The 18,820-nt window shown below is 68.5% G+C and carries 18 protein-coding genes and 1 tRNA gene; 17 read left to right on the top strand and 2 right to left on the bottom strand.

Going from position 1 to position 18,820, the window contains the following annotated elements:
• Positions 1-6: 6 nt before the first annotated feature.
• From FBY39_RS04255 to FBY39_RS04235, 5 genes are read left to right on the top strand one after another with little or no spacing between them, the layout of a single operon-like run.
• The gene (locus FBY39_RS04255) at positions 7-1,245 is read left to right on the top strand and encodes an MFS transporter (RefSeq protein ID WP_141930466.1); all 1,239 of its coding nucleotides are present in this window, start codon (positions 7-9) and stop codon (positions 1,243-1,245) included.
• 35 nt (positions 1,246-1,280) lie between these two features.
• Complete coding sequence (gene nucS / locus FBY39_RS04250) at positions 1,281-1,976, top strand: endonuclease NucS (RefSeq protein WP_141930464.1); 696 nt, start codon at positions 1,281-1,283, stop codon at positions 1,974-1,976.
• A gap of 38 nt (positions 1,977-2,014) precedes the next feature.
• Positions 2,015-2,698 (top strand): HAD hydrolase-like protein, encoded by a 684-nt coding sequence (locus tag FBY39_RS04245; RefSeq protein WP_141930462.1) that lies wholly within the window; start codon positions 2,015-2,017, stop codon positions 2,696-2,698.
• Positions 2,691-3,956: a hypothetical protein gene (locus FBY39_RS04240; protein ID WP_141930460.1), complete on the top strand. Its 1,266-nt coding sequence runs from the start codon at positions 2,691-2,693 to the stop codon at positions 3,954-3,956. Before FBY39_RS04245 ends, FBY39_RS04240 begins: the two co-directional genes overlap by 8 nt.
• A 28-nt stretch (positions 3,957-3,984) precedes the next feature.
• Complete coding sequence (locus tag FBY39_RS04235; protein ID WP_141930458.1) at positions 3,985-6,063, top strand: bifunctional lysylphosphatidylglycerol flippase/synthetase MprF; 2,079 nt, start codon at positions 3,985-3,987, stop codon at positions 6,061-6,063.
• A 43-nt stretch (positions 6,064-6,106) separates the two neighbouring features.
• Here the strand turns inward: FBY39_RS04235 and FBY39_RS04230 are convergent, their stop codons facing one another.
• Positions 6,107-6,313, bottom strand: a complete 207-nt coding sequence (locus FBY39_RS04230) for a cold-shock protein (protein WP_141930456.1) — start codon at positions 6,311-6,313, stop codon at positions 6,107-6,109.
• 157 nt (positions 6,314-6,470) lie between these two features.
• On the opposite strand from FBY39_RS04230, the gene FBY39_RS04225 reads away from it, so the two are divergent.
• From FBY39_RS04225 to FBY39_RS16775, 6 genes are all read left to right on the top strand, one after another.
• Positions 6,471-7,922 (top strand): carboxylesterase/lipase family protein, encoded by a 1,452-nt coding sequence (locus FBY39_RS04225; RefSeq protein ID WP_141930454.1) that lies wholly within the window; start codon positions 6,471-6,473, stop codon positions 7,920-7,922.
• Between the two features lie 183 nt (positions 7,923-8,105).
• The gene (locus FBY39_RS04220; protein WP_260837433.1) at positions 8,106-8,615 is read left to right on the top strand and encodes a GNAT family N-acetyltransferase; all 510 of its coding nucleotides are present in this window, start codon (positions 8,106-8,108) and stop codon (positions 8,613-8,615) included.
• Between the two features lie 65 nt (positions 8,616-8,680).
• A complete protein-coding gene (locus tag FBY39_RS04215) occupies positions 8,681-9,757 on the top strand; it encodes an alkene reductase (RefSeq protein WP_141930452.1) in 1,077 nt (358 codons plus the stop codon).
• A gap of 155 nt (positions 9,758-9,912) precedes the next feature.
• Positions 9,913-10,623, top strand: coding sequence for a RelA/SpoT domain-containing protein (locus FBY39_RS04210; RefSeq protein ID WP_160132925.1), 711 nt, complete (start codon positions 9,913-9,915; stop codon positions 10,621-10,623).
• Between the two features lie 3 nt (positions 10,624-10,626).
• Entirely contained in the window at positions 10,627-10,854 is a 228-nt protein-coding gene (locus tag FBY39_RS04205) for a hypothetical protein (protein ID WP_141930448.1), read from the top strand.
• A 203-nt stretch (positions 10,855-11,057) separates the two neighbouring features.
• Positions 11,058-11,234: a hypothetical protein gene (locus FBY39_RS16775; RefSeq protein WP_396652249.1), complete on the top strand. Its 177-nt coding sequence runs from the start codon at positions 11,058-11,060 to the stop codon at positions 11,232-11,234.
• Positions 11,235-11,428: 194 nt separating this feature from the next.
• Here the strand turns inward: FBY39_RS16775 and FBY39_RS04195 are convergent.
• A tRNA-Leu gene (locus tag FBY39_RS04195) sits at positions 11,429-11,512 on the bottom strand.
• A 156-nt stretch (positions 11,513-11,668) separates the two neighbouring features.
• Between FBY39_RS04195 and FBY39_RS04190 the strand changes: the two genes are divergently transcribed.
• Genes FBY39_RS04190 through FBY39_RS04165 form a run of 6 tightly spaced genes read left to right on the top strand, consistent with a single transcriptional unit; the run spans position 11,669 to position 18,805 of the window.
• Entirely contained in the window at positions 11,669-12,409 is a 741-nt protein-coding gene (locus tag FBY39_RS04190) for a DUF3662 and FHA domain-containing protein (protein ID WP_141930444.1), read from the top strand.
• Positions 12,406-12,942, top strand: coding sequence for an FHA domain-containing protein (locus FBY39_RS04185; RefSeq protein ID WP_141930442.1), 537 nt, complete (start codon positions 12,406-12,408; stop codon positions 12,940-12,942). The genes FBY39_RS04190 and FBY39_RS04185 overlap by 4 nt, the downstream gene beginning before the upstream one ends.
• A gap of 10 nt (positions 12,943-12,952) precedes the next feature.
• Positions 12,953-14,185: a PP2C family serine/threonine-protein phosphatase gene (locus FBY39_RS04180; RefSeq protein ID WP_141930440.1), complete on the top strand. Its 1,233-nt coding sequence runs from the start codon at positions 12,953-12,955 to the stop codon at positions 14,183-14,185.
• Positions 14,186-14,188: 3 nt separating this feature from the next.
• Positions 14,189-15,571: an FtsW/RodA/SpoVE family cell cycle protein gene (locus FBY39_RS04175; RefSeq protein ID WP_141930438.1), complete on the top strand. Its 1,383-nt coding sequence runs from the start codon at positions 14,189-14,191 to the stop codon at positions 15,569-15,571.
• 34 nt (positions 15,572-15,605) lie between these two features.
• Positions 15,606-17,078 carry a penicillin-binding protein 2 gene (locus FBY39_RS04170; RefSeq protein WP_141930436.1) on the top strand — a complete coding sequence of 491 codons (1,473 nt, stop codon included), beginning with the start codon at positions 15,606-15,608 and terminating at the stop codon, positions 17,076-17,078.
• A complete protein-coding gene (locus FBY39_RS04165) occupies positions 17,075-18,805 on the top strand; it encodes a protein kinase domain-containing protein (RefSeq protein WP_141930434.1) in 1,731 nt (576 codons plus the stop codon). Before FBY39_RS04170 ends, FBY39_RS04165 begins: the two co-directional genes overlap by 4 nt.
• The last annotated feature ends 15 nt before the right edge of the window (positions 18,806-18,820 follow it).

The following is an 18,820-nucleotide window of genomic DNA, read 5'->3' as shown; positions in this document are numbered from 1 at the left end:
TGCATCATGCAGGAGACCCTCACCCGGAGCCAGATCGTGCGGTGGCGCAACGCGATCTTCGCCATCTTCCTCGCGACCGGCATCGGCTTCGCGAGCTGGGCTTCGCGCATCCCCGCCGTGAAGGTCAACCTCGACATCAACGACTTCCAGCTCGGCATCCTGCTCTTCATCTCGGGCGCGGCCTCGGTCATAGGCCTCTCGCTGGCGAATCTCATCCTCGTTCGCTGGGGAGCACGCATCGGCATGCTCATGAGCCTGGCGACCTTCGGGATCGGGATCGGGATCGTCGGTTTCGGTGCCGACGCGGTCCCGTCCTACGCACTCACGGCGGTCGGTCTGGCGCTCATGGGGATGGGCCTGGCGATCACCGACATCATGATGAACGTCGAGGGCGCCGCGAACGAGCAGGCGATCGGCAAGACGATGATGCCGCTCTTCCACGCGCTCTTCAGCCTCGGGACTGTTGCCGGCGCGGGGATCGGTGTCGCGATGGCGGCGTGGCAGATCGGCGTGGGCCCTCACCTCTGGTCGATCGGAGTGATCGTCATCATCCTCGGAGCGGTCGCCGTGCGTTCCGTGCCGAACCGCGAGACGGTCGACGATCCCCAGCCCGGCGACTCCGCCATCACCCGGCGCGAGAAGTTCATCGAGGCGCTTCGCGTCTGGCGCGAACCTCGCATCTACTTCATCGGCGTCATCATGCTCGGCATGGCGTTCGCCGAGGGCGGCGCCAATGACTGGCTCCCCCTCGCCGTCGTCGACGGTCACGACGGCACGGAGGCGCAGGGAGCGATCGCGCTGACCGTGTTCTCGATCGCGATGACCGTCGTGCGAGCGATCGGAGGCCCGATCGTCGATCGCTTCGGCCGCGTCTGGACCCTCCGCGTCCTCGCGATCGCCGCGAGCGGCGGCCTCGTGCTCTTCATCCTTGCTCCGAACCTCCCGCTCGCTCTCGTCGGTGTCGCGTTCTGGGGAATCGGCGCGTCGCTCGGATTCCCGCTCGGCATGTCGGCGGCCGCCGACGACCCGGCCCGCGCCGCGGCATCCGTCAGCGCTGCCGCCACGATCGGCTACATCGCGTTCCTCTGCGGGCCTCCTGTCCTCGGCTGGGTCAGCCACCAGGTCGGACTGCTGCCGACGCTCTGGATCCTCGTCGTGCTCATCGCCCTCTCGGGCCTCGCCTCGGGCGCCGCCAAGCCGATCGCCGGCTCGAAGGTCGGCGCGGGGCACCCGGGCGAGCACTGAGCGAGAGCCGCTCGGCTCGACGTTAGGCTCGACCGGTGAGACTCGTCATCGCCCGCTGCTCCGTCGACTACACGGGTCGACTCAACGCGCATCTCCCCCTCGCCACGCGACTGCTCGTGCACAAGGGCGACGGGTCGCTGCTCGTCCACTCCGACGGCGGGTCGTACAAACCCCTCAACTGGATGAGCCCCCCGTGCCGTCTCGAGGTCGAGGCTCCCGACGACGAGTCCGCGTCAGCCGGCGTCATCGCGCACTGGCGCGTCACCCACGCGAAGACGGGCGATGCGCTCCTCGTGCGGATCTACGAGATCCTCCACGACTCGCAGCACGAGCTCGGCGTCGATCCGGGACTGCAGAAGGATGGCGTCGAGGCCGACCTGCAGCGCCTCCTTGCCGAGCAGGTCGACGTCATCGGCGACGGACTCACGCTCGTCCGCCGGGAGTTCCCGACCGCGATCGGACCCGTCGACCTCCTGCTGCGCGACCCCGCCGGCGGGACGATCGCCGTGGAGGTGAAACGCCGCGGCGACATCGACGGCGTCGAGCAGCTCACGCGCTATCTTCAGCTGCTTTCGCGCGACCCGCATCTCGCGCCCGTGACCGGCGTCTTCGCCGCGCAGGAGATCAAGCCGCAGGCGCGTGTCTTGGCGACCGATCGCGGAATCCGCTGTGTGACGCTCGACTACGACGGCATGAAGGGCGTCGAGTCGGGCGCGCCGCGACTGTTCTGACGCAGGGCTCGGCTCCCGCCGCCGCATAGGCTTGTGTCATGCCCCACCGCTCTGCATGGACCTGCATTCTGTGGGACGTCGACGGCACCATCGTGGATGCGTCCGACGGCATCCTTCACCGGCTGACGGTCACACTCGAGCACTTCGGCAAGAAGGCGCCCGTGCGCAGCGAGCTCGCGCACTGGATCGGACCGCCGCAGTTCGACTCGTTCCAGGCGAATGTCGGCATGTCGCCCGAAGAGTCCGCCGACGCCGTCGCGTTCTACCGCGCGCTCGGCAAGCAGGAGGGCTTCACGACGGGCGCCAAGCTCTTCCCCGGGGTGGCAGACATCATCTCGAAGGTCGCGGCAGCCGGCATCCCGCAGGCGACCGCATCGTCGAAGCCCGAAGTACAGGTCGTCGAGCTGATGAAGCACTTCGGACTGACCGACGACTTCATCACCCTCGTGGGTGCGACGCCCGACGAGCGGACGCTCGCGTCGAAGGCAGAGATCGTCGGTGAAGCGCTCCGTCGCCTCGAGGCGGCGGGAGTCGACACGAGCAGACCGGTCCTCATCGGTGACCGCCACCACGACATCGACGGCGGCGCCGTCCACGGCGTGCCGGTGATCTTCGTGCGCTGGGGCTTCAGCTGGCCGCACGAGGCCGACGGTGCCGCGGCGGCGGTGAGTACGGCCGCCGAGCTCGAGGCGCTGCTGCTGGTGGAAGACCCCGATGCCTGACGACCGAGCCGCGATCCTCGACTGGGTCGTGCCGGCGGCGATCGTCTTCGGAATCGCCGCGCTCCTCGCGCTCGCGGGACTGTGGGCCCTCCGTCGCGCGCGCCGCTCGCCGAAGGCCCGTGCGGCGGCGACCACGGCTCGTGAGAACGCCGGGGCGAGCCTCGTCCGGCTCGACGACGCGGTGGCAGAGCTCGATCTCGAAATCGGACTGTCCGGCGCGCTGTACGGCGGAGGGGCACCCACGTCGCTCCGCCGCGCCCGGCTCACGGCGCAGCGCGTGCGCGACGCCTCGTTCGGCGAGTACCGCACCCTGGACGAGACGGATGCCGTGCCCGACGACGTCCGTCGGAACGCGCAGCGCATCACGAAGCGCTCGGAAGACGCGCTCGCGCTCATCGCGAAGGCGCGCGCCGAGCACGACGCCTGGGTGCGCGAGAACGTCTCGGCGGCGACGCAGGTCGCTGCGGCGCGCGAACGGCTCGCGCGTGTGCGTGCATCGATGGGCGACTCCGACGCGCTCGTGGCCGAGCTCTCGTCGCGGTTCGCACACGAGGAATGGGATGCCGCGGCTCGAGCCGCGCGGTCGGCGGCGAACGAGCTCGACGAAGCGGATCGACTTCTCTCCCGCGCCGAGGCGCACGCGAAAGACCCGTCGCGATCCGCTCTCGGGGATCTTGCGGATGCCGAACGATCCCTCCGGCAGGCCGAGGGCGACGCGCGCACGCTGGAAGAAGCCCATCGCCTCGTGACCCAGGCCGCTCTCGCCGTGCCCGCGGAGTTCGAGGCGGCACGCGCCGCCGTGCGTTCCGCCCTGACGACGCGTGTGCAGCTGGACGCCGACGCCGCGACGCGGCTGGGGACCGAGCTGCGCGAGATCGACCGGGCGCTCACGAACCTGGAAGCGGATGCCGCGGCCCGCCCGACTCGTACGGTCGATGCCATCGCGCGCCTTCGCGACCGCCTCGACTTCGCCCTCGGCGACGCCCTGACCGCCCAGCAGCGCTTGCGTGGTGCGCGCACGGCGCTCCCCGGAACGCTCGCGGCAGCGCGCGGAGCGCTCGCCCGCGCCGAGACGGCCCTCGCGCATGCCCGCGTCGGCGCCGATGCGCGCGCACGACTTCTCTCGGCGCAGGAGGAGCTCGCCCGTGCGCGACAGGAGGGCGACCCTGTCGCCGCCCTCGACGCCGCGCGGCGGGCCCGTCGGGATGCCGAGGACGCGGAGGCGCTCGCGCATCACGACCGCATGCCGGGAACGTGATTCGGGCGGCGCTCGCTATCGTGAACGCATGGCCGAGCATCGCACCCGCGCCCCTCACCTCTTCGCGGGAGTCGTGCGGAGGATCCCCGCGACGCTGATCCTCGTCGTCCTCGTTCTGATCGTGGGCGTCGTCTGGGCCGGGTTGTGGATGCCCTTCCGGGACTCGCCCGCGTTCGAGGTCGTCGCGTACGGTCTCCCCGCACTCAGCGAGGGCCGGTGGTGGACCGTCATCACGGGGACGTTCTTCGTCGCCGAACCCTTCGTCTACGTCTTCACGATCGCGAGCTTCGCGGGGATGGCGTATCTCGAGTTCCGCCGCGGCACGCGCGTCGCACTCCTCTATTTCTGGATCGGCCAGCTGTTCGCGATCTTCGCGTCGGCGCTCACGCTGTGGGTGCTGTCGTTCGTCTCGTCGTGGGGATGGGCGCAGACGCAGGCCGCTGCACTCGACGTGGGAGCATCGGGCGGAACGATGGCCTGCATCGCCGCGGCGGTCGGCCTCTTCGTCGCACCGTGGCGGGTCCGCGCGTGGCTGGTCCTCCTCGCCTTTGTCTTCATCGCGATGCTCTTCTGGGGAGCCCTCGCCGATCTCGAGCACGTCTACGCAGTCCTGCTCGTCCTCTTCATCGACCGATCGCTGCGACTCGAGCGTCAGACGGTCCGGGAGCAGCGCCTCGTGGCCTTCGTCGCGATCGCCGCTCTCGGCGTCACCGAGATCATCACGGCCATCGTCCCCACGACGGGTCCGTTCGGAGACACCGAGCCGACCGCCGGCAGCATCGTCGACGTCGCGATCGACGTGCTGATCATCGCCGTCCTCGCTCGACACCTGCTTCTCGGGCGCCGCTGGGCATGGATCCTCAGCATCGTGCTCGCAGGCCTCAACATCCTCACCGGTGCACTCGTCCTCGTCATCCTCATCATCGCGACGCAAGCGCAGATCGAAGGGGTCATCGATGTCGAGTCGGAGCTCGTCCTCGCGAGTGGCGTGCTGTGGTCCTTGCTCCTCATCTACCTCGTGCGGGTGCGTGGTGCTTTCCGATCACGACGACGCTCGGCGATCGGATCACCGCCTCCGCCGACGCTCGACGACGTGAAGGCCCTCATCCGAAGCGACGGCGGCGGCACCCTGTCGTGGATGACGACGTGGGACGGCAACAGTTACGCCCGCACGAGCCAGGGGATCGTCGCCTACCAGCGCCGGGCGGGCGTGGCCCTCGCCCTCGCGGATCCGCTCGGGCCCGCGGCATCCCGTGCCGAGAGCGTCCGCGAGTTCATCACCGCCGCCGAGACGGCGGGTCTCGTACCCTGCTTCTTCAGCGCAGGGGATGCCACGAAGGCCGCGGTGCCGGAGGGATGGCGGAGCATCATCGTCGCCGACGACACGATCGTCGACCTACCCGGCCTCGCGTTCACGGGAAAAGCGTGGGGTGCCGTCCGCACGTCGCTCAATCGCGCGGGGCGCGAGGAGATGACGTTCCGGCTCACGCGACTGAAGGATGAGCCCTGGGGCATCCAGCAGCAGCTGCGCGCGATCTCGGAGATGTGGGTCGGAGACAAGGGTCTGCCCGAGATGGGCTTCACCCTGGGAACCCTCACGGAAGCGCAGGACCCCGAAGTGCGCATCGCCCTCGCGATCTCTCCGCAGGGCGACATCGACGGGTTCCTGTCGTGGCTCCCCGTCTACGGAGGCGACGGCGAGGTTCGCGGCTGGACGCTCGACCTCATGCGTCGCCGCGAAGGCGGATTCGGACCCGTGATGGAGTTCCTCATCGGGTCGTCCGCGAAGCAGTTCTCCGAAGAGGGCGCTGAGATCATGTCTCTCTCGGGTGCGCCACTGACCCACGACTATCCCGAGGACGGCGGCGCCATCGCCGCCTTGTCCGATCGGATGGCCGAGATCCTCGAGCCCGTGTACGGCTTCCGGTCGCTCCACCGCTTCAAGGAGAAGTTCCACCCGCGCTACGAGACGATGTACCTCTTGTTCCGCGACGAGAGCGATCTCACCCGCATCGGTGCCGGTCTCACGCGCGCGTTCCTGCCCGACGCGACGCTGCGACAGTTCGCAGGCGCGGGACTGGAGTTGGTCCGGGGAGACCGCGACTGACAGGCACAGCGTGGTGCGACCGCAGCCGCACCACGCTCGCTGATCAGACGGGGCGGATGTTCTCCGCCTGGAGGCCCTTCGGCCCCTGCGCGATCTCGAACTCGACGCGCTGGTTCTCCTCGAGCGAGCGGTAGCCGCCCGCCTGGATCGCGGAGTAGTGCGCGAAGACGTCAGCGCCACCTTCGTCGGGGGCGATGAAGCCGAAGCCCTTCTCCGAGTTGAACCACTTGACAGTGCCCTGCGTGCTCATGAAATGCCGTTCCTTGCGGTGCCCGCGCCACGTACGCGAGTCGCCTATCACGCTAGCCAAAGCCGTGGACGGGCATCGAGGGAGATCACGGAATGGTGACACAAACGTTGCTTTGCCGACACGGCTCTCGAATGCCTCAATCGGGCGACAATGAGACATGGCCCGTCCCTCCGCTCCCATCGCCGACACGTCCGAGAGCGTGCAGGTCGACATCACCACGGGGATGCTCCGCGGCATCCGTGCCGGCGGGATCGATCGCTTCCGGGGCATCCCGTTCGCCGCACCGCCCGTCGGGCCGCGTCGCTTCGCCGCTCCCGAACGGGTGGACGCGTGGGAAGGCGTGCGTCCGGCGCTCGACTTCGGCCCGACGGCACCGCAGTCGCCGTACCGCGGAGAGCTCGGTGAGCTTCTCACGTGTCCCGTGATCGAGGGCGACGACGTGCTGACGGTCAACGTGTGGTCGCCGACGGATGCCGCGGCCCGGCCTGCGCCGGTCATCCTCTGGCTCCACGGCGGAGCCCTCGAGCGCGGCACATCCGCTCAGTCGGGATACGACGGCACGACCTTCGCCCGCGACGGCGTCGTCTTCGTCTCCGCCAACTACCGGCTCGGCGTCGAGGGCTTCAGCGTGCTCGACGGCGCGCCCAGGAATCTCGGCCTCCTCGATGTCGCCTTCGCGCTCGAGTGGGTGTACCGCGAGATCGCCGCATTCGGCGGAGACCCCTCGCGCATCACGCTCATGGGTGAGTCCGCGGGTGGCGCGCTGGTCGCAGCGCTCGTCGCCCGACCCGCGTCGCGCGCTCTCGTCGCGGGTGCGATCATCCAATCGGGTCCGCTGGAAGCGTCGACGGAGAAGAAGGCGCGTCGCGCATCCGATGCCATCGCCGAACGGCTGGGCATCCCGGCGACGCGCGAAGCGTTCGCCCGCATCCCGCCGGACGAGCTCCTCCGCGCGCGGTCCGAGATCGCCGCCGGGTCCTCGCCGCTCAGGGGCAGCCCGGGCTTCGCCCTCGCGATCGACCCCGCGTCGCTCCCCACGAGTCCGGACGCTGCTCTCGTCGAGGCCGAGGTGCCGATCCTCATCGGGACGAACACCGATGAGTACCGTCTGTGGCTCACTCCCGCCGCGATCGCCGAGATCGGTCCCGTCAAGGCGTGGCTCGCACGCCGTGTCCTGCGGATCCCCGAACGCGCGGCCCGAGCCGCGCGACGGGCACTCCCGGAGGCATCGCCCGGCGAAGTCGTCGGTCAGCTCCTCACCGACAAGATCCTGCGCGCGCCCGCGACGCGTCTTGCGCGGTCCCGACGCGCACCGACGTACGTCTACGAGTTCGCCTGGCCGAGTCCCATCCGGGATCTCCGTGCCGCCCACGCCCTCGAGATCGCCTTCGCGTTCGACAACCTCGATGACGAGGAAGCCCTCCGTCTGAGTGGGCCCGACGCGCCGACGGCGCTCGCCCATGACATGCACGCCGCGTGGGTCGCGTTCGCCAGGACGGGCCATCCAGGCTGGACCGCTTTCGGACGCGACCGCATGACTCATGTGTGGAATGACACGACGCAGACGCATCCGCAGCGACGTGCGGCGGTCGTCGATGCTCTCGGCTGACGCGCCGCACCGTTCACTTCCCGAACACGCCGGCCCATCGGACGCCCGGGCCGAGCGGAGCTCAAAGCCCGGGCGTCGACGGATCCCCCCGGATATGCCGCGCGCTGCGCGGCGCCCCTACTCTACCGCTCCGGCGCCTCCACGCCAGGGGTGTCGTCATGCGACTTCATCTCGGGTTTCTTCATGAGTAGCGTGGGGCTCGTGGGACACATCGAACTGCGTGAACTCGACGACGACGACCTCGACGCGATCTTCGAGATGTTGCGCGATCGCGAGGCGATCGAGCTCGCGGCGTTCACGGCGCAGCATCCCGACCAGCGCGATGAGTTCGAGGCATGGATTCAGCGCGAACGTGCGGCTGACGGCGTCCGCTTCACGGTCGTGACGGAGGACGGCGGGTTCGCCGGCACCGCCGTCGCCTTCCCCGTCGAGGAGGATCGCGAGGTCACGCTGTGGCTCACGCGGCACGCACGGGGACGCGGCATCGCGACGGAGGCGCTGCGGATCCTCGTGTCGCACGAACCGGATCGCCCGCTCTTCGCTCGCGTCGCTGCTCATAACGGCGCCGCGATCGCGGTGCTGGAGCGCAACGGCTTCACGGAGGTGTCGCGCGCCTCGGTTTTCGCCCCCGGTCTGGATCGCGACGCGGAAGAGGTCGTCTATGCCCTGCTTCCTGCGCTCGACGGGTACTGAACCGGAATAGGTCGCGGGGCGGGGGAGTTGGCGTCACAGTTCCCTCACGAAAGGCCTTCCTCCGCATGGACCTGTTCTCCCCCGTTTCCCTCGGCGACATCGAGCTGAAGAACAGGGTGGTGATGGCGCCGCTCACACGAACGCGAGCGGGCGAATCGGGGATCCCCAACGATCTGCTCGTCGAGTACTACGCGCAGCGCGCCAGCACGGGGCTCCTCGTCACGGAGGGCACGTACCCCAGCTTCGAATCGCAGGCGTTCGTCGGCCAGCCCGGCATCGTCACGGCGGAGCAGATCGCGGGATGGCGTCGCGTCGCCGACGCCGTGCACGCGGCGGGCGGCCACATCGTGATGCAGGTCATGAACGGCGGCCGCGTCACGCACCCGGGTATCAACGGTGGCCGTCGCGTCGTCGCGCCGAGCGCTCTCGCGATCGACGCCGAGGTGCGGACGCTCCGCGACGGCAAGCAGCCGTTCCCTGTTCCGCACGCTCTCACGACCGAGGAGTTGCCCGTCATCCGCGACGAGTTCGTCACGGCGGCTCGCAACGCCATCGACGCGGGGATGGACGGCATCGAGCTGCACGGGGCGAACGGCTACCTCCTGCACCAGTTCCTCTCCCCGGCATCCAACACTCGAGAAGACGAGTACGGCGGTTCGCCCGAGAACCGGATCCGTTTCGTCGTCGAGGTCGTGCGCGCCGTCGCGGACGAGATCGGCGCCGCCCGCGTCGGCCTGCGCCTGTCGCCGGCGCACAACATCCAGGGAGCGCTCGAGACGGATGCCGCCGACGTCGCCGCGACGTACTCCGCTCTCGCCGATGCCCTCGCGCCGCTCGGCGTCGCCTACCTCAGCGTGCTGCACTCCGATCCCGAGGGAGAGCTCGTGCAGACGATCCGGCGCCGCATGGGAGCGCCGTTCATCGCGAACTCCGGCTTCGGCCGCGTGACCACGCGCGATGAGGCCATGAGCCTCATCGACTCGCAGCACGCGGATGCCGTCGCCGTCGGCCGCGCACTCATCGCCAACCCCGACCTCGTCGCGCGCTGGCAGGGCGGACACCCCGAGAACGAGCCCGACGCCCGCACGTTCTACGGCCCGACCGCCGAGGGCTACACCGACTACCCGCGCCTCACCGCGTAGCATCCGGGTCGCGAGACCCACCCATGTCGCCACTGTTGGCTACTGTTTCGACTATGTTCGACTGTCCCTGGTCCTCCAACCAGCTCAAGAACTTGAGTCGACATCTCCGGGAACGAACTGAGCCGCCGCCGAACCTGCCGGCTTACACGGAGGTCATGCTGTGGTACAACGAGGTCGCCGCGCAGGTTCAGAAGGACATTAGCGCCCTCGATTGGACACCACTCCTGGGTGATCGCCAGTGGGAAATCACGTCGCGGGCCAAAACGATCGACACCCTGCGCGACAAGCTGCAACGTGACAAAGGGACACCTCTGCCTTCAGTGCAGGATGTCGCGGGCGTACGTTTCGAAGCGGAGATGTCGCTGGATGAGCAGGACGCAGTTGCGCGCACGATCCTGGGCTTCTACGGTCATGATGAGAACAGCCTCAAGGACCTGCGCGCGACACCGCACAGTGGCTACAGAGCGGTACACCTCTGGTTGAGACTGCCGGTGCGCGTCGAAGTGCAGGTTCGAACCCACATGCAGGGGGCATGGGCGAACGCCTATGAAGCAGCAGCTGACTTAATCGGGCGCGATATACGTTACGGCGTACTCCCAGACGGTGGGATGGAGCGCACGATCGTCGAGACGCTGCAGTATGTTTCGACGAATGCCATCTCCGAAGCGGAGGAAGCCCGCAACCGTATGGCCCGGGGACGTCTGATCGCTGAAGACCTCGAGCGCAGAGGGCAATTCCGCAGTGCTGAAGAGCTCCGCGACACCCTCGACGTAACATGGAATGATTACGTCAGAAGCGAGGGTGAGATGAAGCGCCAGCTCGTGGCGATTCACGATCAGTTCCGTACCGTGCGTGAGAAGGGTTGAACGATGCCTGGATTCGTCGTCGAGTACCACCGGCCTAGCGGGCGGTACCGCGTCCACGAGTTCTCCGGCGAGGACGGCCATCGTCGTGCGTTGCTGCTTCGATTCGAGCTCGAAGCAGAGCGAGTGGACCCAGATTGGGAAATCGCGTCGCTGAACAGCGACTCCATCGAGACGCTGATGAAGACTCACGCGCGATACTTTGCGGACGGTGAGTTACTCCGCTCAGCCTGACTGTCCCCTTGGCTGACCCGCGAGCGGACAGAACTGGATACTCAGGGACTCGCCGCATCCGTATTCACCCGCAGGCCGTGAAGCCCCGGGGCGGCATCCACCAGCACCTTCGCTGCGCCGTCTCATCGATGCTGTGCGCGAGGGGTGTCTGGTTTCAGGACATCGTCGCCGCCGCGTGTCTCAGAGCCACGCGCGATGAGGCCATGAGCCTCATCGACTCGCAGCATGCGGATGCCGTCGCCGTCGGCCGCGCACTTATCGCCAACCCCGACCTCGTCGCGCGCTGGCAGGGCGGACACCCCGAGAACGAGCCCGACGCCCGCACGTTCTACGGCCCGACCGCCGAGGGCTACACCGACTACCCGCGCCTCACCGCGTAGCATCCGGGTCGCCGCGGCATCCCGTTCGCGCCGCCGAGACCGGGCACTTCGCCGAGACAGGGCCGCACACCGCCCGGTCTCGGCACAACCCCCGGTCTCGGCGATCCGGTCGCCCGGTACAGCACCCGGGACAGCGGCCGGGCGCACGAAAAACCCCCGGCCTGGGTGTCCCAGGTCGGGGGTTTTCGTCGCTGTGCGCGAGGGGGGAGTTGAACCCCCACGCCCTTTCGGGCACTGGCACCTGAAGCCAGCGCGTCTGCCTATTCCGCCACTCGCGCGAGTCACGGCACGCAGGATGCCGCAGAACTCAACCTGGCGAGGATATCACGGGGCTGCCGAGCGGCGGAATCGCAACGAAGTCGACGCAGTTCTCGGTACCCCCAGTCTGTGCAATTAGCATGTAGCAGACCAGGCACCCCCCTCTGAGGAGCTCCGTGGGACTACTTGACAGCTTCGAGAAGAGTCTCGAGCGCGCTGTGAACAGCGCGTTCGCGAAGACCTTCCGCAGCGGTATCCAGCCCGTCGAGATCGCATCCGCCCTGCGCAGCGAGCTCGACAAGAAGGCTGCCGTGGTCAGCCGCGACCGCATTCTCGCGCCGAACACCTTCACGGTGCACCTGTCGCCCGCCGATGACGACAAGATGGCGACGCTCGGCGAGACGCTCGGCGATGAGCTCCACACGCTCGTGCAGAAGCACGCGAAGCAGCAGGGGTACTCGTTCGCAGGACCCGTCACGATCGGGATCGTCCGCGACACGCAGCAGTCGACGGGGACGCTCCGGATCGAGTCGTCGACGGCCCAGGGGCGCGTCGCGTGGCGGGGCGTCGTCGATGTCGAGGGGAAGCGCCACCCGCTGACGAAGTCGCGGACGGTCATCGGTCGCGGGAGCGATGCCGACATCACGATCTCGGATGCCGGCACGAGCCGACGCCACGTCGAGATCCTGTGGGACGGCGAGCGCGCCATGGTGCGCGACATGAAATCGACCAACGGCACGCAGCTGAATGGGCGTAAGGTCACAGAGGCGCCGCTCGCGCCGGACTCGACCGTGACGATCGGGCGCACGAACATCGTCTTCCGCATCGTCCCGCAGACGACTCCCCCGACCCCCACGATGCCCGCCGCCGACGCGACGCGCGCATTCGACATCCGAGAGCAGGGACCGCTTCCGTGACGAGCGAACTGACCCTGCTCCTCTTGCGCATCGGCTTCCTGCTGCTGCTGTGGTTCTTCGTCTTCGCCATCGTCTACTCGCTGCGCGCCGACCTGTTCGGCGTGAAGGTCAGGAAGATGCCCGAAGCGGCCGCCGCCGGAGCGCCGGCGCCTGTGCCCGCTCCCTCACCCGCGACGCCTCCGCGCGCGACGGCCCCCGTGCCGCCCAAGGCAGAGCCCGCCGGCGGTCCCGCGACGACCGCGACCGCATCCCGCATCGTCATCACGAGCGGCCCCAAGGCGGGGCTCGAGCTTCCGCTCGGAAGCGAACCCCTCACGATCGGACGCTCGAGCGAGTCGGGCCTCGTCGTGCGCGACGACTACACCTCGAGTCATCACGCGCGCCTCGTGCTGTGGGGCGACCAGTGGATGCTGCAGGACCTCGACTCGACGAACGGCACATGGCACGACGGTGTTCGCGTCGCTTCCCCGGTCCCGATCACCCTCGGCGCACCGATCAAGGTCGGCGCGACGACGTTCGAGCTGCGGAAGTAGTCCCTCCCGTATGGTCTTCCAGGGTTCGAGCGTCGCGATATCGCATACCGGCAAGGTCCGCTCCAACAATCAGGACTCCGGATACGCCGGATCGAACCTGTTCGTCGTCGCCGACGGCATGGGCGGGCACGCCGGCGGTGACGTCGCATCGAGTCTCGCGGTCACGCGGCTCGAGAGCGTCGATCAGCCCTTCACGTCGCCGTCGGAAGCCGAGCGGGCGCTCCGCGACGCCATCACCGACACGGCGGGCGACCTCATCGAGACGGTTCACGTCCGCCCCGAGCTCGCCGGGATGGGCACGACGGTCAGCGCTCTCGTCATGGTCGACGACTACGCCGTCATCGCCCACATCGGCGATTCCCGGATCTACCTCTACCGCGACGACGCCCTGACACAGATCACGACCGACCACACGTTCGTGCAGCGACTCGTGGACTCCGGCCGCATCACCCCCGAGGAAGCCCGCTACCACCCGCGACGGTCCGTGCTCATGCGCGTGCTGGGCGACATGGACGCGGATCCCGAACTCGACACCTTCATCATGCCGACGCAGCCGGGTGACCGGTGGCTCCTGTGCTCGGACGGTCTCTCGGGCGTCGTCGACGACCCCCACACCGCCAAGACCCTCGGCGCGGGGCTCGCCCCCGGTCGCACGGCCGACCAGCTGCTCAAGCAGGCACTCGACGGCGGTGCGCCCGACAACGTGACGATCGTGCTCGTCGACGTCGGGGGTCAGCATCCGCTCTTCTCCGGCACGCCCACGATCGTCGGGTCCGCCTCCACGCCCCTCGGCGTCGAGGTGCCCGCCGCCCGGCCCGGACGCACCAGCTGGCTCCACCCGAACCGTCAGGCGGCCAACGAGCCGACACACTTCGAGCCCGCCGCGGAGTTCCTCGAGGAGCTCATCGAAGAGGACCATCGACGCGCGCGACGTCGGCGCATCGGCTGGATCGTCGGCTTCATCCTCGTGATCGGCCTCCTCGCGGCCGCGGTGTTCGGCGGATACCAGTTGACGCAGACGCGCTTCTACGTCGGAGCCGACGACGACACGGTCGTGATCTTCCGTGGCATCCAGCAGAGCATCGGTCCTTTCCCGCTGTCGGACGTCTATGAGGACACGGGAATCCCGCTGGACTCGCTGTCCGAATTCACGCGCCAGCGCGTCGAGCAGACGCTGTCCGCAGATTCCTTGCAGGGTGCTCGTGACATCGTGACCACCATCGCCGAATCGGGAGGGGGGTGAGCCATGGCCGCCGATACTCAGGCCGTCGCCGCCGACACCGCGGTCCTTCGCGCTCTTCGCCGCATCCGTGTTCCGCAGACGCAGCGCAACCGCGAGCTGGGACTGCTCCTCTTCGCCTTCCTCATCAACGGCTCGGCGATCGCCCTCGTCCAGCTCGGCGCGATCGACGCCATCGAGCCGACGTTCCTCATCTACTGCGGCGGACTCTCCGCCCTCGTCATCGCGCTCCACATCGTCCTGCGGCTCGTCGCGCGCGATGCCGACCCGTTCGTCGTGCCGATCGGCACGATCCTGACGGGTCTCGGGCTCGCGATGATCTATCGCCTCGATCTCGCCCGCGACCGCCACGGGTGGGATGCGTTCTCGACACGCCAGCTCGCGTGGGCCGCCATCGCGATCGTGCTCGCGATCGTCGTCGTCATGACGCTGCGGAACTACCGCGTCCTCTTCCGCTACACCTACATCTTCGGTTTCGTCGCGATCCTGCTGCTGATCCTTCCCGTCATCCCCGGGCTGAGCGCCGGAGGGAACGCGGACGTCTGGGTCGACGTGGGCTTCTTCACGTTCCAACCGGGTGAACTGGCCAAGATCTGCCTGGCGATCTTCTTCGCGGGATACCTCGTCCGCACGCGCGAGAGCCTCTCCTCCGTGGGCACGCGCTTCCTCGGGATGACGTGGCCGCGAGCCCGCGAACTCGGGCCGCTGCTCGTGCTCTGGCTCATCTCGCTCGGCATCATCGTCATGCAGCGCGACCTCGGCACGGGGCTCCTCATCTTCGGCATGTTCGTCGCGATGCTCTATGTCGCGACCGGCAAGACGAGCTGGGTCCTCATCGGCGTCGTCCTCGTCGGTGCGGGGGCGTTCCTCGCCTCGCGCGTGCTTCCCTACGTCGGCGAGCGCTTCACGATCTGGCTGGACGCTTTCAATCCCGACCTGATGGACAACTCGAGCTTCCAGCTCGTCGCGGGCATCTTCGGACTCGCGCAGGGCGGACTCATCGGCACGGGGCTCGGGCAGGGTCGGCCGTATCTGACGCCGGTCGCCGAGAGCGACTACATCCTCCCCGCCCTCGGCGAGGAGCTCGGGCTCGTCGGCGTCTTCGCGATCCTCTGCCTCTACATGGTGTTCACGAGCCGCGGCATCCGGATCGGTCTTGCAGGACAAGACGACTTCGGCAAGCTCCTCGCCGTCGGCCTGTCGTTCACGATCGCCCTCCAAGTCTTCATCATGGTGGGCGGCGTCACGCGTCTCATCCCGCTGACGGGCCTCACGACGCCTTTCCTCGCGGCGGGTGGCTCCTCGCTCATCGCGAACTGGATCATCGTGGCGATCCTGCTGCGCGTCTCCGACGCCGTCCGCTCGCGACCCCGGGTGGTGATCGGATGACACGTCCCACCCGCGTCCCGAGGAGGTGCTCCCTGTGACGAAAGAGCTCCGCCGGCTCAGCATCATCATGCTGCTGATGTTCATGGGCCTGTTCGCCTCGACGAGCTGGATCCAGGTCGTCCAGGCCGACGCCCTCGCCGACAACCCGGAGAATCGTCGCGCGCTCTACGACTCGTACGAGGTGCAGCGTGGCGCGATCATCGCAAGCGGGTCGGCTATCGCGTCGTCCGTCCCGTCGAACGATCTCTACAGCTGGCAGCGCGTGTACACGGATGCCGAGATGTGGGCGCCCGTGACCGGCTACATCAACCCCGTGCTGGGGTCCGCGACCGGGATCGAGTCGGCGATGAACCAAGAGCTGAGCGGCACCGCCAGCTCCCAGTTCCTGTCTCGCATCGACCGGATCCTCTCGGGTCAGCCGCCACGCGGGTCCGACATCGTCCTCTCGGTGGATCGCGACGTCCAGCAGGCGGCGTTCGACGCGATGCAGGGCCTTCAGGGCGGCGTCGTCGCGATCGAGCCCGCGACGGGTCGCATCCTGGCTCTCGTCACGAGTCCGAGCTACGACACGAACCTCCTCGCCTCGCACAATGTCGACGAGGTCAACGCCGCCGAGGCGGCCCTGCTGGCGGATGCCGCGAAGCCGCTCTCGAACCGCGCGATCGCCGGAGACCTCAACCCTCCCGGGTCGACGTTCAAGCTCGTCGTCGCATCCGCGGCCCTCGCCTCGGGCGACTACACGCCCGCCTCCACGCTCCCCAACCCCGGCTCGTATCAGCTGCCGGGAACGTCCACGACGATCCGGAATGCTTCCGGCGGCACTTGCGGTGAAGGCGAGACGGTGACGATCGCGGATGCGCTCCGCCTCAGCTGCAACATCCCGTTCGCCGAACTCGCCGCGGAGCTGGGCGACGAGGTCATCCGGACGGAAGCCGAGAAGTACGGCTTCAACACGTCGTTCCAGACGCCGCTCGTGTCGACGCCGTCGAGCTACCCGCCCAACGCCGACGACCCGCGGGCGCTCGATGCCGCGCAGACGGCCCTCACCGGATTCGGTCAGGGCCGGGTGACGGCGACGCCTCTCCAGATGGCGATGGTGTCGGCCGGTATCGCCAACGAAGGCGTCGTCATGAACCCCCGTATGGTCGATCGTGTGATCGGACCCGACCTGTCCGTGCAGCAGGTGTTCGAGAACACCGAGTACGGACGTGCCCTGGACGAGGACCTTGCAGAGGAGCTTGTCGCCATGATGGTTGCCAATGTCAGTAACGGCGTCGCGAGCGGTGCAAGAATAGACGGCGTCCAGGTAGCGGGAAAGACCGGCACCGCGGAGAACGGGTCTGACCCCTATTCACTGTGGTTCACGGGCTTCGCCCCCGCTGACGACCCGCAGGTCGCGGTGGCCGTCGTTGTGGAAGACGGCGGCGGACAAGGACAGTCGGGAAGCGGAGGCGCAATCGCCGCCCCGATCGCGAAGAAGGTCATGGAGGCGGTGCTGGGCAGATGAGACCGACGCAAGGTGTGACCTTCGGCGGCCGTTACGAGCTTGATTCGCGTATTGCGATCGGCGGTATGGGCGAGGTGTGGGAAGCCACGGACCACGTCATCGGACGGACCGTGGCCATCAAGATCCTCAAGGACGAGTACATGGGGGACCCCGGGTTCCTCGAGCGATTCCGCGCGGAGGCGCGGCACGCGGCACTCGTCAACCACGAGGGCATCGCGAGTGTCTTCGACTACGGCGAGGAGAACGGCAGCGCGTTCCTCGTGATGGAGCTCGTGCCCGGCGAGGCGTTGTCGACGATCCTCGAGCGCGATGGGGCTCTGTCGACCGACAAGACCCTCGACATCGTCGCCCAGACGTCCGCCGCGCTCCAGGCCGCACACGCGGCCGGTCTCGTGCATCGCGACATCAAGCCCGGAAACCTCCTGATCACTCCGGATGGTCGGGTCAAGATCACCGACTTCGGCATCGCCCGCATCGCCGACCAGGTTCCGCTCACGGCGACCGGTCAGGTGATGGGGACCGTGCAGTACCTGTCGCCCGAGCAGGCGTCGGGGCACCCGGCATCCCCCGCGACAGACACGTACTCGCTCGGCATCGTCGCGTACGAGTGCCTCGCGGGCAAGCGTCCGTTCACGGGCGAGTCGCAGGTCGCGATCGCGATGGCGCAGATCAACGACACGGCACCTCCGCTGCCCCCGACGGTCGCGGTCCCCGTGCAGAACCTCGTGATGGCGATGATCGCCAAGAAGCCCGAGGACCGGCCCGCGTCGGCTGCGGCCGTCGCGCGCGCCGCCTCGGCGCTGCGTCGCGGAGACCTCGCAGCGGCAGCGGCTGCCGTTCCCGCCATCGCGGCGGGCACCGCCACGGCCGATGACATGACGCAGCTCCTCCAGGGTGCCGACACGTCGGCGGCCACGAGGCTGCTGACGGCTCCCGCCGACGTGCCGGCCGACGGCGAACCGGTCGACGAGGAGCCCAAGCGCAAGCGCAGTCCCTGGACGTGGCCGCTCATCGCCCTCATCGCACTGCTCGTCATCGTCCTCGCGGGATCGCTCTGGGCGATCTTCGGGAACCAGAGTCCCGACCCCGACCCGACGACGCCGTCCGGCACGCCGTCGCGGACGCAGACCGACACCCCGAGCCCGACACCGACGACGGCCAACGTCGTGGCATCCGAGTTCGAGGGACTGGACTGCACGGCGGCATCCGCGAAGCTCGATGCTCTCGAGCTCGGCGCGAGCTGTGTCGCCGGCGACGCCGCACCGAACCCCGAGAGCGAAGGCCTCATCTACAGCGTCGACCCAACGGGCAACGTGCCGAAGGGCACGATCATCAACCTGACGCACTACGCCGGCCAGGTCGAGATGCCCCAGCCGGCGGCCCCCCGCATCACGGGAACGCCGCAGGCGGGTGGCACGGTCCAGATCGGATGGGACGGATACTCGTGCCCGTCCGGTACCGGAAGCGTCAGCGCGTTCCAGTTCACTGTGACGCAGGGCGTATTCCCCTCGACGGGTCAGTCCACGGCGGCTTTCGGCGCCAACGATCGCACCGCCGAGGTGCAGGTGACCGGTTCTGCCGGCCAGGCGCTCATCGTGACGTACACGGTGACGTGCTCGGGTGGAACGGCGGGCGAACGCACCAGCGGAGCGTCCGGTGAGGCCAACGCACCGATCGAGGCGGCACCCCAGCCGCCCTCGACGCCGACGCCGGGCGCGACGCCCTGACGGGTCTCCCAGCCT

It is taken from the genome of Microbacterium sp. SLBN-146, assembly GCF_006715145.1.
GTDB lineage: Bacteria > Actinomycetota > Actinomycetes > Actinomycetales > Microbacteriaceae > Microbacterium.
Note: the sequence above shows the minus strand (reverse complement) of the source record. Positions and strands in the feature narration are given on the sequence as shown.